The following is a 14766-nucleotide window of genomic DNA, read 5'->3' on the forward strand; positions in this document are numbered from 1 at the left end:
GACCTGTGTAGTGGCGGCGATGAGAGGTGGCATTTCGTCTTGTCGGCGCGAAGCGCCGCATAAGCCGCTGTGCGGTTGGTCCGCTTGCATCGACCCCTCCCGCAGCGTGCTCCTCCAGCGCAATCGACCATACATCGATGTTAAGTTACCGTCAATGACTGTGATACTTTGCTGACAATGTAACATTCATGTGACCGATCGGCTGATATATATCCATATATGATATTGATATTGTTTAGGTTTTCAAAAATCGACAATATCTCACAGGTGCTGTGACACGCTTGCTTTCAAGTCAGCAATGAGGCTGTGCCGCGCTCAAGCCAGTTTGGCGCGATCACTCGTGGTTCGCGGCAGGTGCTCCGGTTGCAGCCCCATCAAATTGTTGCCGTTGAGCTGCGTGACAACCGCGTCGATCTCCTCGCTGATCCTCTGAGCGTTCCAGCCGAGCGCCCGGCCGGCAATCAGGGCGATCTGCTGCAAATCGCTTGTCGTCAGGGAACCGCTGATGGCCAGCGTCGTGCGCCGCATGACGATGTCGGCCAGATGTTCGACGAATTCGCTGCGAGCGATGTAGTCGATCTCCGATACGCTGTAGTCATGCGAGTCCGGCAAGCGGTCTTCATTGCTCGATGCGCTCTGGTGCCGGGCTATCGGCAATGCCTTGGTGCCATAGCGCGACAGCAGCAGGTCGAGCCGGGCCTCGTCGATGCCCGAGGCCGACGCGGCCTTGGCCAGCCAGCTTGATCGTGCAGTTGTGTCGGCCGGAAAGTCCTTGCCGCCGCCGATCGGCATCGAGCGCGTCGTCACCTTGCGGATGCGGCCGAGACGATCGAGCACTGTGTCGGCGACCTCCTCGGCGAAACCGCGAAATGTCGTCCATTTGCCACCGATCAGCGAGATGATGGGGAAGGGCCGCGATGGCTCCGACTCCGCCACCGGCGCCGAATGATCGCGGCTGATCAGGCCGGGGATGGCGGCGTCGGATGCGGGCAGGGGTCTGATGCCGCTATAGGCATAGACGATCTGGTCGCGTTCGAAACGCATGCCCGGCAACAGCGTGCGCACGCTTTCCAGCAGATAATCGATCTCCGCCGGCTCGCAGCGAACCGTATCCGGATTATCGGCCGCGAGATCCGTCGAGCCGACGAGCGCCTTGCCGAGATAGTCGTAGACAAGGCAGATGCGCCCGTCATCGGCTTCGAAATAGAGCATGCGCCCGGCCAGACTTTGCACCAGCGCTTCGTGCTTGAGAAGGATGTGCGAGCCCTTGGTGCCGCCGATCATCCTGGACGGCGCCCCGAGTGCCGCGTTGACATGGTCGATCCATGGGCCGGCGGCGTTGACGACCAGCCTCGGCCGCAACGAGAATTCGCCGCGGTTCTGTCGTCTGAAGGCCAGCACGCCGTTCGAGGAAGAGACCAGCGAGGTGTAGTTGGCCGCGCTGGAGTTAGGGTTGGCCTCCAGACCATCGGCGATTAGCTCGAGCACCAGCCGTTCGGGATGTGTGATCTTGGCGTCGTAGTAGGTGCCGGTGGCGACGATCGAGCCAGTCAACGCCGGGATGTCGCGAAGCGCCTGACGGCGTCCGACAAGCCGATGGCGCGGCATCACCCGGTGCCGCGAGCCGTAGAAATCATAGATCATCAGGCCGATCTTGATGAGGATCGCGCCACGGCTGCGCGGCGCGCTGGTCGAGCCCAGCAGCGTGCGCAGCGCCGCCCACATGCCCTTGCCCCAGGAGAAGATCGGGATGACCGTCGGCAGCGGGCTGACATAGTGCGGCGCGTTCTTGAGCAGCAGGTTGCGCTCCAGCGTCGACTGCGCCACCAGCCCGAATTCGCCGGTCTCCAGATATTTCAGCCCGCCATGGATCAGGCGCGAAGGCGCCGCACTGGTGCCGGAGCCGAAATCCGCCTTGTCGACGATGCAGCAGCTGACGCCCTGCGCGCTGAGATCGCGAAACAGGCCTGCCCCATTGATGCCGGCGCCGAGGATGACGACATCGATATCGCCGGGGACACCGGTCCGTTGCTCGGAGCCGTGCTGGCTTTCGGCCGTTGATGTCATGGCCTCGCCGTCTTGACGATACGCAGCTGGACCCCGGCCTGCTCCAGCTTTTGCGCATGCTTGTCGCTGATGCCGTCGGTAACCAGGACCGCCTCGAAGCTGACCAGGTCGTCGAGCACGTGCAGGGCCACTTTGTCGAACTTGGAATGGTCGACCAGGAGGATGCGCTTGATCGCCGCCGCCATCATCGCCTGCTTTACCCGCACCACATGCTGATCCTGGATGAAGGCCGTGGTGCCGCTGATCGCGGAGGCCGAGCAAATCAGGAGATTGGCGCGCAGCCGCGAGATCGCATTCTCGCAGACGATGCCGATATAGGCGTTGTAGGTGCGGTGGTACTGACCGCCGAGGCAGATGAAGTCGATGTCGTCGACATTGGTCAGCAATGCAGCCGTCGACACGCTGTTGGTGATGACGGTCAGAGGCGTGACCTCGAGCAGCAGTGGCGCAACGGCGTTGGCTGTGGTCGAGTCATCCAGGATTATCGCCTGTCCCGGTTCGACGTAATCCATGGCGGCGCGGGCCAGTGCGTCCTTCTCCGCCCGCCCAACCGTCACCCGGTAGCGGAAGGCACTTTCATAGAGGCCGGATGGCTGCACGGTGACGGCGCCATGCAGCTTGCGCAGCACGCCTTGATGCGCCAGCTGGTCGATGTGGCGGTGGATGGTCATGCGCGACACGCCGAAATGCTCGACCAGATCGTCGATGCGCACCTGGCCGAGTTTTATCACATATTCGGCGATCTCTTCGCGCCGTTCGTCGGCCTTGATCATGCTGTGCCCCCCATTGCTTGCGCTGCAAGGCTTTCGATTTCGGCCCATTTCGGCCTGAGCTGTTCGGCGATGCGGCCATAGATGGAATAACGCTCGTCGAAGACGGCGCTGCGTGCCGGGTCCGGGCGGTATTCGCGGCTCACCGTGCAGGTGGCGCGCGCGCCTTCCTGCGGCGAGGCGAACAGGCCGACTGCCGCGCCGGCGCAAAGGGCGGCGCCGTAGGCGGCCGCCTCGTCGGTCGAGGTGACGGTGACCGGCACGTTGAGCACGTCGGCGAACATCTGCGCGAAGGCCGGATTGCGCGAGCCGCCGCCGGTCAAACGCACCTCGCGGACGGCAAAGCCGTCGCGCAGGGCTTCGACATGGGTGCGGTGGTTGAAGGCGATGCCTTCCAGCACCGCCTTCAGCATGTCGCCGCGGTCGTGCCAGCCGCGCAAGCCGACAAAGCTGGCGCTGGCGGCATTGCCGTAGGGCGAACCGAACAGATAGGGATGGAAGAGCAGGGTCGACGGCTTCTTCAGCGCGGTGTCGATTTCGGTCGCCAGCATCTCGTGGATCGAGCGGCCGGTCTTCTTGGCCTCGTCCTGTTCGGCCCGGCAGAGCGTGTCGAGGAACCAGTCGTAATTCGCCGTCGAGGCCGGCGAGATCGACATGTTGTTCCAGCGGCCGAGGTCGATGGCGTTGCGGCAGAACCAGCGCTGGTCGGTACGCGGCTCGGCGGAGACCACTTCGTTGATCGAGTAGGTGCCGGCGACGATGCTGACCACGCCCTCTTCGTGGCCGCCGATGCCAAGCGCCGAGGCGGTGACGTCATGCAGGCCGCAAGCAACCGGAGTTCCTTCCGCAAGCCCGGTCAATGCGGCCGCTTCGGCGGTGGCGTAGCCGACAATGTCGGCCGAATGTGCAGCCCCGGGCAAAGCCGCGAACAGCTCCTCCAGGCCAAAGATGCGCATCGCCTCCTGCGCGTAGACTTGCGTGCGGACGTCGGTGAACGAGGTGCTCGCCTCGGTCAAATCGGTGCCGACGGTGCCTGTCAGGCAAAAGCGCAGCCAGTCCTTGCAACCGACGATATGGCCGATCTGGCTGAAGCGTTCCGGCGCATGCTTTTTCAGCCAGCCCAGTATCGCCGATGGCGCCGAAGCGTGCGGAACCTGTCCGGTCAAAGCGAGGGCCTCGGCAAACACCGAACCCTTTGCCCATTCGTCGACGATCTCGCCGGCGCGGCTGTCGAGCGACAGGATGCCGGGGCCGAGCGGTCGGCGGTTCCTGTCGAGCAGATACAGCCCGTCGCCATGCGCGGTCGCCGCCACGGCCTTGATATCGCCAGCTGGCCGACCGCTCAGGGCAATGGCTTCCCTGATCGCCTCGGCGGTCGCCTGCCAGAGGCCCAGCATGTCGCGTTCGACCCAGCGGGGATGCGGCATCGATTGCGGCACACGGCGCCTGGCCACTGACAGCTGGGTGCCGTCGGCATCGAAGATCACTGCCTTCGTCACCGTCAGGCCGTTGTCGATCCCAAGCAGGCTGGACATGATGATCCCGTTCAGCGTGAGCCGGTACGCGTTGCGAATTGGTTCCAAGCAAGGTTGGCGCTGAACATCATGGAAATCATCCTCGCCGGGATCCGCCATTGCCGATTGCGGCCGCCGATGAAACAGCGGCAGGATTCGAACCGGCCAACTGACCATACAATTCTGTGAATTTAACGTCAATATGTGTGATATACGCCAGACGAGCAGGCTCCGCCAGGCGGAGCTTGATTATCAAATTGGCATAAAACGCTGTTTTTTCTAACTCTTGAGGGCCGACAATCCGTCTCGCCGGTCTTGTTACCCGCTTGCGTGGCGACTGCCAGGGCAGTGGCTAGATATCCTCTGGCTCACCGGGCTTGCGCAGCAGATAGGTGTCCATGATCCAGCCCTTTTGCCGGCGGGCTTCCTCCCGGACCTTTTCGATCTCGGCGCTGACATCGCCGAGGCGACCGGAGACGATGATCTCGTCCGGCGTGCCGAGATAGGCGCCCCAATGGATGACGACATCCGGGTCGGCCAGTGTGTTGAAGGCGCATTTGCCGTCCAGCATGACGACTGTGCTGCCGGCATTGCTGGCCAGACCTTCTTCGGTCAGCCTGCGGCCGGTGGTGACCAGGAACGAATCGCCGATGCGGTTCAGCGCCATTTTGTGGCTGGCGGCAAGCGCCTGGATGGCGGTGATGCCAGGGATGACCTCCAGTTCGAAGGCGACGTTGTTCCTGAGGCGCACGCGCTCGAGAATGCGCAACGCGCTGTCGTAGAGCGAGGGATCGCCCCAGATCAGGAAGGCGCCGCAGCCATCCTCGTCAATCTCGTCGCGGATCAAGGCTTCGTAGATGGCCGCGATGGCTTCGTGCCAGTCATCGACGGTCGAGCGGTAGGAAGATGTCGGTTCGGCGCGGACCGGCACGTCGAATTCGACGCGGCGCGATTTCGGATTGGTGACAAAGCGGTCGCAGATCTCGCGCCGCAATTCGGCAAGGTCGTTCTTCTTGGCGCCCTTGTCGGGGATGAACAGCACATCGGCACGGTTCAGGCTAGATATGGCCTGAACCGTCATGTGGTCTGGATTGCCGGCGCCGATGCCGATGACGAGAAGCTTGCGCATGGGGCGAACTCCTGCCCGATCGGAAGCTGTTAGTCCAGACCGCTCGCGTGTCCAGACCGCTCGCGTGTCCAGACCGCTCGCGTGTCCAGACCGCTCGCGTGTCCAGACCGCTCGCGTGTCCAGACCGCTGGCATGTCCAGGCCGGTGTGGCGTAGTCACGCAAGTGGAAGGGCTTTGAAACCCCGCATTGAAACGGCTAGGGTCGTCAGGGCAATCTTGCCGAGGGGGCTTCGATGTTGCGATATGTTCTGACTGCGGCGCTGGCGCTTTCGGCGGCACCCGCATTGGCCAACGATTCTGTTGCCGAGCTTGGCACAGGCGGGCTGATCCTGTCGCGCAGCGATGCCGTTGCGATGCAAAGCGAGGATCTCTTCATCTCGCCTGAGAAGGTGACGGTCGACTACGTCTTCCACAACAACACCGACAAAGATGTCGACGCGATCGTGGCCTTCCCGATGCCCGACATTTCGGGCGATCCCGAAGAAATGCCGGCCATCCCCGAAAACCAAAGCGACAATTTCCTCGGCTTCGAGGTGACGATCGACGGTGCCGCGGCAAAGCCTCAACTCGAGCAGAAGGTGTTCGCGCTCGGCATCGACATCGGCGCCGATCTCAAGGCGCAGAATGTGCCGTTCAACCCGTTCGGCGATGCGGCCAAGGCGGCATTGGCGAAGCTGCCACAGGCGGTGGCCGATGACTGGGTCAACCGCGGCATCATCATCGAGGACACCGCCGATGACGGCAGCGGCATGAAATCCAACTATGCGCCGTTCTGGCAATTGCGCTCGACCTACTGGTGGCGCTCGACCTTTCCGGCCAACAAGGACGTTCACGTTTCCCACCGCTACAAGCCGAGCGTCGGCGGCACGTCGTCGGTCAGCTTCTTCTATGACGGCCAGTTCCAGGGGCAGTATGCGACATACAAGACCCGCTACTGCATGGACGACACATTCGAGAGCGCGGTGCGCAAGGCGGCGAAGGACAATCCGGACGGCTATCCCAAATATTTTGAAAGCCGCATCGCCTATATTCTGACCACCGGCGGCAACTGGGCGGCGGGCACCATCGGTAAGTTCAAGCTGACCGTCGACAAGGGCAATCCCAAAGCCCTGGTCTCGTTCTGCGGCGATAATGTCAAAAAGGTCGGGCCGACGAGTTTCGAGATGACCGCGAACGATTTTTACCCGGAGCACGACATCGATATCCTGCTGCTCGAACCGTCGGACAGCAATGGCGGGGACGCGAACTGATGCATGTGGCAATCTACGTCGCCATCGCCGAGAACGGCGTGATCGGGCGGGATGGCGGACTGCCCTGGCGGCTCTCCACCGATCTCAAGCGCTTCAAGGCCGACACGATGGGCAAGCCCATCATCATGGGCCGCAAAACCTATGAAGGCATAGGCCGTCCGCTGCCGGGCCGGCTCAACATCGTCGTCACCCGCGACAAGAGCTGGCGCGCCGAGGGCGTCGAGGTGGCGCATACGCTGGAGGCCGCCATCCAGCTGGCAACGGTGCGCGCACGCTGCATGACCGGCATCGACGAGGCCTGCGTGATCGGCGGCGGTCAGATCTATGCCCAGGCGCTGCCGCTGGCCGACCGGCTGCACGTCACCCATGTGCTGGCCGCCGTCGATGGCGACGCGCATTTCCCGCCGATCGACGCTGAGACATGGCGCGTGGTCAGTTCGCAGGAGGTTCCGGCGGGGGAAAAGGACAGCCACGCAACACGCTATTCCGTTTATGAGCGCCGCCGCCCGATACTTTGATAGACAAAAAGTGCATTGAAGGACGACAAAGGGTCGCTACCGGCCCAAAACGGATGATGTCGGCGGCGCATCGCGTTGAAAGCGTGCCGTGGCGTCCCTATAGAAGAACAACACTGGATTTTGCGCCGTAATTCCGGCGCTTGAGGGAATTCCAAGCGAAAGGACATTCATGCCCTGGAACGACAAGAGTGGCGGAGGCGGCGGCCCGTGGGGCGGCGGCGGTAACAATCAGGGGCCCTGGGGGCAGGGGCCAAAGGGGCCAAGCGGCCCGCAAGGGTCGCCCCCCGATCTCGAAGACATTATCCGCCGCGGCCAGGACCGGCTGCGGCGCGCTCTGCCCGGCGGCGGTGGCGCCAGTCCGGCGGTGTTCGGGCTGATCGCCGCGGTGCTGGTCGTTCTGTGGGCATTCCAGGCGGTCTATACCGTGCAGCCCGACGAGGTCGCCGTCGAACTGCGTTTCGGCAAGCCGAAGCCCGAACTCTCACAACCTGGCCTGCATTTCCATTGGTGGCCGCTCGAGACCGTCGAGACGGCCAAGATTTCCGAGCAGCTCGTCGACATTGGCGGCGGCAACACCAGCGGCAACGGCCTGATGCTGTCGGGCGACCAGAACATCGTCAACGTGCAGTTTTCGGTGGCCTACCAGGTCTCCGATCCCCGTGCCTATCTGTTCGACGTCTCGGATCCGGACGGCATGCTGCGGCAGGTTGCCGAAAGCGCCATGCGCGAAGCCGTCGGCCGCCGGCCGGCACAGGACATTTTCCGCGATGACCGCCAGGGCATAGCGGCGTCGGTGCGCGAAATCATCCAGTCGACGTTGGACGGCTACAAGGCCGGTCTCAACGTCAATGCCGTGTCGATCGAGGATGCAGCACCGCCACGCGAAGTGGCCGATGCGTTCGACGAGGTGCAGCGTGCCGAGCAGGACGAGGACAAGTTCGTCGAGCAGGCAAACCAGTATTCCAACCAGAAGCTCGGCCAGGCGCGCGGCGAGGCGGCACAGATCCGCGAAGACGCGGCCGCCTACAAGAACCGTGTGGTGCAGGAAGCCGAAGGTGAGGCCCAGCGCTTCATCTCGGTCTATGACGAATATGCCAAGGCGCCGGATGTGACCCGCAAGCGCCTCTATCTGGAAACCATGGAGAAGGTTCTGAAGGACTCGAGCAAGGTCATCGTCGAGCAGGGCAACGGACAAGGTGTCGTGCCCTATCTGCCGCTGCCGGCATTGCAGGCGAAACCGCCGGCTCCGGTCGCGCCTGCCGCGAACACGGGAGGTACCCAGTGATGGCCAACCGTCTTCCCATTTTCGTCGTCGTCGCGGCGGTCATCCTGTTCCTGATCTATTCCTCGGTCTTCGTGGTCAATGCGCGCCAGCAGGCGCTGGTGTTGAGGTTCGGCGAGATCGTCGACGTCAAGAGCGAGCCCGGCATCTATTTCAAGGCGCCGTTCTCGTTCTTCGACGCCGATACGGTGCAGCTGATCGAAAACAGGGTGCTGCGCTTCGACCTCGACAACATCCGCGTCCAGGTGTCTGGTGGCAAGTTCTATGAGGTCGATGCCTTCATCGCCTATCGCATCTCGGATCCGCGCGTCTTCCGTGCCGCCGTGTCCGGTCAGATCGAATTGGCCGAAGCGCGGCTGAGGACGCGTCTCGACGCTGCCTTGCGCCGCGTCTACGGTCTGCGCGACTTCGAGGCGGCGCTCTCGGAACAGCGTGCCGTGATGATGCGTGAAGTGCGCGATCAGCTCCGGCCCGACGCCACCTCGCTCGGCCTGCAGATCGAGGATGTCCGCATCCGCCGCACCGACCTCACGGCCGAGGTCTCACAGCAGACCTATGACCGCATGAAGGCGGAACGTCTGGCCGAGGCCGCCCGGCTTAGGGCGCGCGGCAATGAAGCGGCACAGCGCATCACGGCACGCGCCGATCGTGAAGTGGTCGAGATCGTTGCCGAAGCGCAAAAGGAATCCGAGATTCTGCGCGGCGAGGGCGAAGCCCAGCGCAGCGCCACCTTCGCGGATGCCTATAAGCGCGACCCGGCCTTCTTCGACTTCTACAGGTCGATGAATGCCTACGGCACGGCGCTGGACAACACCGGGACGACCATGGTGCTGTCGCCGAGTTCGGAGTTCTTCCGCTACTTCCGCGATCCGGATGGCAAGGAAGGGCCGGCGAAGCCGGCGGCACCTGCCGCACCGGCAACGGCGCCCGCCGCGCCGACGACACAACCCAGCACCGGCCAGAAATAGCCGGTGCAGGACTTTTTCGCGGCAATAGGCCTGGTCCTCGTCATAGAGGGCCTGGTCTATGGCGGCTTTCCCGGCTTGGCGAGGAAGCTCGCGGGCGAGGTGCTGTCGATGCCGGAGAACGCATTGCGGATCGCCGGGCTGGTCGCGATCGCCATCGGTGTCGGCATCGTCTGGCTGGTGCGGGGCGGATGAGATGGCCGTTTTTCGTCCGCGGCAAAACGGAGGATTAATCCTCTGCCGATAGTCGTAGCCGCAAACGTGCCGTATTTTTTGCCAACATAGCGCAACGCGGTGTTTTCGCCGTTGCGCTTTCTCTTTCAGAAAGACCGGGAGGCTTCTCGATGACATCCACACTCCTTTTGCGCGCGGCACGGCGGACGCTCATCGCCGGCACGGCAGCGCTTCTTGTCGGCACTGTTGCTGCCCCGTCCTTCGTGACGCCAACCTTCGCGGCCGATGGGCCTGCTTCGGTGGCCGACCTGGCGCAGGGCGTGCTCGGCGCGGTTGTCAACATCTCGACTTCGCAGACGGTGAAGGGCACGGAAGGGCCGGGCGCCGTGCCGATGCCGCAGCTTCCCGAAGGCTCGCCTTTCCAGGACTTCTTCGACGACTTCTTCAAGAACCGCGGCGGCGACAAGGACAATAGTGCGCAGAAAGTGCAGTCGCTGGGATCCGGCTTCGTCATCGATGCCGAGCAAGGCATCGTCGTCACCAACAACCACGTGATCGCCGACGCCGACGACATCGAAGTCAATTTCTCCGATGGCGTGACCCTGAAGGCGACGCTGGTCGGCACCGACACCAAGACCGACGTCGCGGTGCTGAAGGTCGATCCGAAGGGCCACAAGCTGACCGCGGTGAAGTTCGGCGATTCCACCAAGATGCGCGTCGGCGACTGGGTGATGGCGGTCGGCAATCCATTCGGCCTTGGCGGCACAGTCACGGTCGGCATCGTCTCGGCGCGCAACCGCGACATCAATTCCGGTCCTTATGACGATTTCATCCAGACCGATGCCGCGATCAATCGCGGCAATTCGGGCGGGCCGCTGTTCAACAGCGTCGGCGAAGTCATCGGCATCAACACCGCGATCATCTCGCCGTCCGGCGGCTCGATCGGCATTGGCTTCTCCATTCCCTCGCAGCTTGCCTCGGGCGTCGTCGACCAGTTGCGCCAGTTTGGCGAGACGCGGCGCGGCTGGCTCGGCGTGCGCATCCAGCCGGTGACGGACGACATCGCCGAAAGCCTCGGCATGGCGACCGCCAAGGGCGCGCTGGTCGCCGGCGTCATCAAGGGCGGCCCCGTCGACAACGGCACCATCCAGGCCGGTGACGTCATCATCAAGTTCGACGGCAAGGACATCCATGAAATGCGTGACCTGCCGCGCGTGGTCGCCGAAAGCCCTGTCGGCAAGGCCGTCGATGTGCTGATCGTGCGCAAGGGCGTCGAGCAGACGGTGAAGGTGACACTTGGCCGGCTCGAGGATGGCGAGAAGCTTGCCAGCGGCGAGAACGGCAACACCGACCAGGACAAGGGCAAACAGGCTCCAGCCGTCTCGACCGCCTCGGTGCTCGGCATGACCGTCGGCGAGCTCAATGACGAGACGCGCAAGAAGTTCAGCATCGCCGGCGATGTCTCCGGCGTCGTCATCACGGACGTGGCCAAGGATTCGGCCGCCGCCGAGCGCGGCATCCAGCCGGGCGAGGTGATCACCGAGATCGCGCAGGAATCGGTCGCCACGCCCAAGGACGTCATGGACCGGATCGGCGCGCTGAAGGAGCAGGGCCGCAAGAACGCGCTCCTGATGCTGGCGTCGAAGACCGGTGAGTTGCGTTTCGTGACGATACGGATGGATTGAGATTTCAATCCGGCGATTCCCAAAAAAGGCGGCTAACCAGCCGCCTTTTTTCTTGCCCGCCAATTCTCGCGCGAAAGCCGGTAGAGCACATGTCGCTTGAGCTTTGGGTGGCTGTCGGGAATGTCGGGGTGATCGAAATCGGCTGAGGGATCGGCTGTCATGCCGAGGCGTTTCATCACGGCGGTCGACTGGTGGTTTGCTGCGACCGCGAAGGAGACGATCTCGTCGACGGCCAATGTCTCGAAACCGTAAGCCAGCCAGGCTTCCGAGGCCTCGGTGACATAGCCCTTGCCCCAGAATTCGGGCGCCAGCCGCCAGCCGATCTCGATGGTACCGGCCGGCAGGGATGGCACGTGATCGGTATCGAGGAGACCGACGAAACCGATACATTCGCCGGTCGCGGCAATCTCGGCCGCGGCGAAGCCATAGCCGTCCTCATCGATCCAGGCGCGGAATTCGTCCATCTTGGCGTCCGCCGCGGCACGGTCACGACGGAACGGGAAGAATTCCATGACGCGCTCGTCCGAATTGATGCGATGGAAGAGCTCGCGGTCACGCTCTTCCCAATTGCGCAGGATGAGGCGTTCGGTGCGCATGGGTTTCATTGGACGAACTCTTCCTGGCGATAGCCCTGCAGATAGAGCAGTGCGGTGAGGTCGCCATGGTCGATGCGAACCTTGGCCTGCGCCGCCACGGTCGGCTTGGCGTGAAGCGCCACACCGGTGCCGGCAAGCCGGATCATATCGAGGTCATTGGCGCCATCGCCGACGGCGATGGCGTCGGCCGGCGTCAGGCCAAGGCGTGCGGATATTTCGAGCAGCGCGTCGGCCTTGGCGGCGCGGCCGAGGATCGGCTCGCCGACCAGGCCGGTAAAGCGTCCATCCTGTTCGAGCAGGCGGTTGGCGCGGTTCTCCTGAAAGCCCAGCATGGCCGCGATGCGGGTCGTGAACACTTCGAAGCCGCCCGAGACGAGCGCCGCCCAGGCGCCATTGGCGCGCATGGTCTGGACCAGCGCGCGGCCGCCCGAGGCCAATGTCAGCCGATTGGCGACGATGCGGTCGACGACGGCGGCATCGAGCCCCTTCAACAGCGCGACGCGTTCGCGCAGCGCCGGCTCGAAGGCGATCTCACCGTTCATCGATCGCGCGGTGATCGCCGCGACGTGCTCCTTGACGCCGATCTCGTCGGCCAGCTCGTCGATGCACTCCTGGTCGATCATGGTCGAATCCATATCGGCGATGAGGATTTTCTTGCGGCGCGTTTCGGCCTGTTGGACGATCAGGTCGACCGGTTCCCCGGCCAATGCGGCACGCAGGGTAGCCGTGGTATTGGCGGTGTCAGCCTCTTGCGGCAGGGCTAGATCGCAGGCAATGCCTTCGGCCAGCCAGACGACAGTGCTTGCGCCCACCGACCGCGAGGCCATATTCGCAAGCGACGGCGATAGGGCGCGGTCAGCGGGACGGGAAACAAGCGTGGCAATGAGCGGCATCGAGAATTCCGGCACGGATGCGGGCGAAGGCCGCGTGAAGAACGCGATCCTGATAGCCGGGCCGACCGCCAGCGGCAAGTCGGCATTGGCGCTCGAACTGGCCGAACGTGCAGGCGGCGTCATCGTCAACACCGATTCCATGCAGGGCTATTCGGTGCTCGATGTGCTGACCGCCCGGCCGGAAGCGGCCGACCTCGCACGGGTGCCGCATTTCCTCTACGGCCACGTTCATCCCGCTACCGCCTATTCGACGGGCGCGTGGCTGCGCGATGTGATGAAACTCATCGACGACGGCGTGCTGTCGCGGCGGCCGGTCTTTGTCGGAGGCACCGGCCTCTATTTTCGCGCGCTGGCCGAGGGTATTTCGGAAATGCCTGACATTCCGCCGCGCATCCGCGACCGCTGGCGCTACGAGCTGAAAGAGCAAGGCGCGGTCAAGCTGCACGGCCTGCTGCTGCGCGAGGATTCGAGAGCCGCCATGCAGCTCAAGCCTACCGACAGCCAGCGCATCGTGCGGGCGCTCGAAGTGCTCGACGCCTCCGGCCGATCGATCCTGGAATGGCAGGCGGAGCGCGGCCGGCCGCTCATCGACAGGCAGACGGCGCGTTTCCTGGTCATCGAGCCGGATCGGGCCGCGCTGGTCAATCGCATCGAGAGGCGCTTCGACCAGATGCTGGACAAGGGAGCGCTGGAGGAAGTCAGGCAGCTTGCGGCCCTTCGCCTCGATCCCGATCTGCCGGCGATGAAGGCGATCGGCGTTCGCGACCTGCAGGCGGCGATGGCTGGAGAGTTGAGCTTTCCCGAGGCGATCGAGCGCGCCAAGATTGCAACCCGGCAATACGCCAAGCGGCAGGCGACGTGGTTTCGCCACCAGCTGGGGCCGGAATGGCAGAGATTGCGCCCCGGTGACGATCTCGAAACCACGATCCAAACACTTGTTGCTAATGCAACTTAAAAAGTTGACCATGACGGAAGGGTTCGCGCCGAAGTTGCCGGGATTAACGCTCCGTAAGGCGGTCCGTGCCATAAGGTCGATGGGCACTTTTCCATTGGGGAGCAGATGCGTTTCCATAAGGCGGAATCCGCTTTTTTCGTCTTTATTTTCGTGATCCTGGCCGCTGGCCTGGTGACGCTGCACGCCTATGGGCTCTTGCAATCCTTCGCCACGGAACTCCATACCCAGTCGGGCCTGGACAAGGTCATCTACCTCAACAAGCTGTTGTTCGCGACCGGCGTGCTGCTTGCGACCGCGCTGTTTTTCGGCATCTTCTTCATCTATCCGCTGATCCGCAAACAGGCGACGGAAGAAGGCAAGCTGCGCGCCATGACGGTTTCGCTCAGCGCTCGCTCCGAAACGCTCGAGCACGCCGCGCTGACAGACAGCCTGACCGGCATGCAGAACCGACGCTATTTCGACGATGCGCTTAAGGAATATCTCGAGGAGTTCCGCCGCATCGAAAAGCCGGTCGGGCTGATGATCCTCGATCTCGACCATTTCAAGCAGGTCAACGACACGCACGGCCACGATGTCGGCGACGAGGTGCTCAGGGCCGTCGCCAGTTGCCTCAAGGACATGACACGTTTCCACGACGTGGTGGCACGGCTGGGCGGCGAGGAGTTTGCCGTGGTCACGCCCAACATGGAGGCGGAGCTGCTGGCCAAATTCGCCGAGCGCATCCGCAAGGCGATCGCCAACATGTCGATCCTTTCGGGCAACGTCCGGCTCAAGATCACCACCAGCGTCGGCCTTGCCGTCTGGGACCGCAAGGAAACGGCCGAGGAGTTCTATCGCCGTGCCGACCGCCAGCTCTATGAGGCGAAGAGGCAGGGCCGCAACCGCGTCTGCGCCTAAAATCCCATCATTGAATTCGTGAGGCCGGCCGTCTGCTGCCGTTTTCTGCGCTTCCCCGTTCTACTGCGTCG

General features: G+C 63.4%; 14 protein-coding genes. 8 read left to right on the plus strand and 6 right to left on the minus strand.

The features are described from left to right. Nucleotides 1–315: 315 nt before the first annotated feature. From D3242_RS05060 to cobF, 4 genes are all read right to left on the minus strand, one after another. Nucleotides 316–2067 carry a glycerol-3-phosphate dehydrogenase/oxidase gene (locus D3242_RS05060; RefSeq protein WP_064983865.1) on the minus strand — a complete coding sequence of 584 codons (1752 nt, stop codon included), beginning with the start codon at nucleotides 2065–2067 and terminating at the stop codon, nucleotides 316–318. Beyond that, nucleotides 2064–2840 carry a DeoR/GlpR family DNA-binding transcription regulator gene (locus D3242_RS05065; RefSeq protein ID WP_064983867.1) on the minus strand — a complete coding sequence of 259 codons (777 nt, stop codon included), beginning with the start codon at nucleotides 2838–2840 and terminating at the stop codon, nucleotides 2064–2066. The genes D3242_RS05060 and D3242_RS05065 overlap by 4 nt, the downstream gene beginning before the upstream one ends. After that, complete coding sequence (locus tag D3242_RS05070) at nucleotides 2837–4372, minus strand: FGGY-family carbohydrate kinase (protein WP_027047004.1); 1536 nt, start codon at nucleotides 4370–4372, stop codon at nucleotides 2837–2839. The genes D3242_RS05065 and D3242_RS05070 overlap by 4 nt, the downstream gene beginning before the upstream one ends. Before the next feature lie 331 nt (nucleotides 4373–4703). Then, nucleotides 4704–5480 carry a precorrin-6A synthase (deacetylating) gene (cobF, locus tag D3242_RS05075; RefSeq protein ID WP_064983869.1) on the minus strand — a complete coding sequence of 259 codons (777 nt, stop codon included), beginning with the start codon at nucleotides 5478–5480 and terminating at the stop codon, nucleotides 4704–4706. A 233-nt stretch (nucleotides 5481–5713) separates the two neighbouring features. Here cobF and D3242_RS05080 point away from each other — a divergent pair, with 233 nt between their 5' ends. From D3242_RS05080 to D3242_RS05105, 6 genes are all read left to right on the plus strand, one after another. Continuing rightward, nucleotides 5714–6730: a DUF4424 domain-containing protein gene (locus tag D3242_RS05080; protein ID WP_064983871.1), complete on the plus strand. Its 1017-nt coding sequence runs from the start codon at nucleotides 5714–5716 to the stop codon at nucleotides 6728–6730. Then, nucleotides 6730–7248, plus strand: a complete 519-nt coding sequence (locus tag D3242_RS05085; RefSeq protein WP_019859011.1) for a dihydrofolate reductase — start codon at nucleotides 6730–6732, stop codon at nucleotides 7246–7248. The genes D3242_RS05080 and D3242_RS05085 overlap by 1 nt, the downstream gene beginning before the upstream one ends. A 169-nt stretch (nucleotides 7249–7417) precedes the next feature. Next, nucleotides 7418–8533, plus strand: a complete 1116-nt coding sequence (gene hflK, locus D3242_RS05090; protein ID WP_019859010.1) for an FtsH protease activity modulator HflK — start codon at nucleotides 7418–7420, stop codon at nucleotides 8531–8533. Then, nucleotides 8533–9498: a protease modulator HflC gene (gene hflC, locus D3242_RS05095; RefSeq protein ID WP_019859009.1), complete on the plus strand. Its 966-nt coding sequence runs from the start codon at nucleotides 8533–8535 to the stop codon at nucleotides 9496–9498. The genes hflK and hflC overlap by 1 nt, the downstream gene beginning before the upstream one ends. Nucleotides 9499–9501: 3 nt before the next feature. After that, nucleotides 9502–9690, plus strand: coding sequence for a DUF2065 domain-containing protein (locus D3242_RS05100; RefSeq protein ID WP_019859008.1), 189 nt, complete (start codon nucleotides 9502–9504; stop codon nucleotides 9688–9690). Nucleotides 9691–9839: 149 nt separating this feature from the next. Beyond that, entirely contained in the window at nucleotides 9840–11354 is a 1515-nt protein-coding gene (locus tag D3242_RS05105) for a DegQ family serine endoprotease (RefSeq protein ID WP_019859007.1), read from the plus strand. A gap of 32 nt (nucleotides 11355–11386) precedes the next feature. Here the strand turns inward: D3242_RS05105 and D3242_RS05110 are convergent, their stop codons facing one another. Together D3242_RS05110 and serB are read right to left on the minus strand one after the other, a co-directional pair. Beyond that, nucleotides 11387–11959, minus strand: coding sequence for a GNAT family N-acetyltransferase (locus tag D3242_RS05110; protein ID WP_064983873.1), 573 nt, complete (start codon nucleotides 11957–11959; stop codon nucleotides 11387–11389). Further along, nucleotides 11956–12843, minus strand: a complete 888-nt coding sequence (gene serB / locus D3242_RS05115) for a phosphoserine phosphatase SerB (RefSeq protein ID WP_081296078.1) — start codon at nucleotides 12841–12843, stop codon at nucleotides 11956–11958. The genes D3242_RS05110 and serB overlap by 4 nt, the downstream gene beginning before the upstream one ends. Here serB and miaA point away from each other — a divergent pair. Both miaA and D3242_RS05125 read left to right on the plus strand, forming a co-directional pair. After that, on the plus strand, nucleotides 12833–13798 hold the full coding sequence (gene miaA / locus D3242_RS05120) for a tRNA (adenosine(37)-N6)-dimethylallyltransferase MiaA (RefSeq protein WP_064984303.1): 966 nt from the start codon (nucleotides 12833–12835) through the stop codon (nucleotides 13796–13798). The genes serB and miaA overlap by 11 nt on opposite strands. Nucleotides 13799–13903: 105 nt before the next feature. Continuing rightward, nucleotides 13904–14695 (plus strand): GGDEF domain-containing protein, encoded by a 792-nt coding sequence (locus D3242_RS05125; RefSeq protein ID WP_019859002.1) that lies wholly within the window; start codon nucleotides 13904–13906, stop codon nucleotides 14693–14695. The last annotated feature ends 71 nt before the right edge of the window (nucleotides 14696–14766 follow it).

It is taken from the genome of Mesorhizobium jarvisii (assembly GCF_003601985.1).
In the GTDB taxonomy this organism is placed as follows: Bacteria; Pseudomonadota; Alphaproteobacteria; order Rhizobiales; family Rhizobiaceae; genus Mesorhizobium; species Mesorhizobium jarvisii.

Bases quoted from the DNA above. Each gene is read 5' to 3' on its own strand.
- D3242_RS05060 (WP_064983865.1), bottom strand. From the start codon at position 2,067: ATGACATCAACGGCCGAAAGCCAGCACGGCTCCGAGCAACGGACCGGT.
- D3242_RS05065 (WP_064983867.1), bottom strand. From the start codon at position 2,840: ATGATCAAGGCCGACGAACGGCGCGAAGAGATCGCCGAATATGTGATA.
- D3242_RS05070 (WP_027047004.1), bottom strand. From the start codon at position 4,372: ATGTCCAGCCTGCTTGGGATCGACAACGGCCTGACGGTGACGAAGGCA.
- cobF (WP_064983869.1), bottom strand. From the start codon at position 5,480: ATGCGCAAGCTTCTCGTCATCGGCATCGGCGCCGGCAATCCAGACCAC.
- D3242_RS05080 (WP_064983871.1), top strand. From the start codon at position 5,714: ATGTTGCGATATGTTCTGACTGCGGCGCTGGCGCTTTCGGCGGCACCC.
- D3242_RS05085 (WP_019859011.1), top strand. From the start codon at position 6,730: ATGCATGTGGCAATCTACGTCGCCATCGCCGAGAACGGCGTGATCGGG.
- hflK (WP_019859010.1), top strand. From the start codon at position 7,418: ATGCCCTGGAACGACAAGAGTGGCGGAGGCGGCGGCCCGTGGGGCGGC.
- hflC (WP_019859009.1), top strand. From the start codon at position 8,533: ATGGCCAACCGTCTTCCCATTTTCGTCGTCGTCGCGGCGGTCATCCTG.
- D3242_RS05105 (WP_019859007.1), top strand. From the start codon at position 9,840: ATGACATCCACACTCCTTTTGCGCGCGGCACGGCGGACGCTCATCGCC.
- D3242_RS05110 (WP_064983873.1), bottom strand. From the start codon at position 11,959: ATGAAACCCATGCGCACCGAACGCCTCATCCTGCGCAATTGGGAAGAG.
- miaA (WP_064984303.1), top strand. From the start codon at position 12,833: ATGAGCGGCATCGAGAATTCCGGCACGGATGCGGGCGAAGGCCGCGTG.
- serB (WP_081296078.1), bottom strand. From the start codon at position 12,843: ATGCCGCTCATTGCCACGCTTGTTTCCCGTCCCGCTGACCGCGCCCTA.
- D3242_RS05125 (WP_019859002.1), top strand. From the start codon at position 13,904: ATGCGTTTCCATAAGGCGGAATCCGCTTTTTTCGTCTTTATTTTCGTG.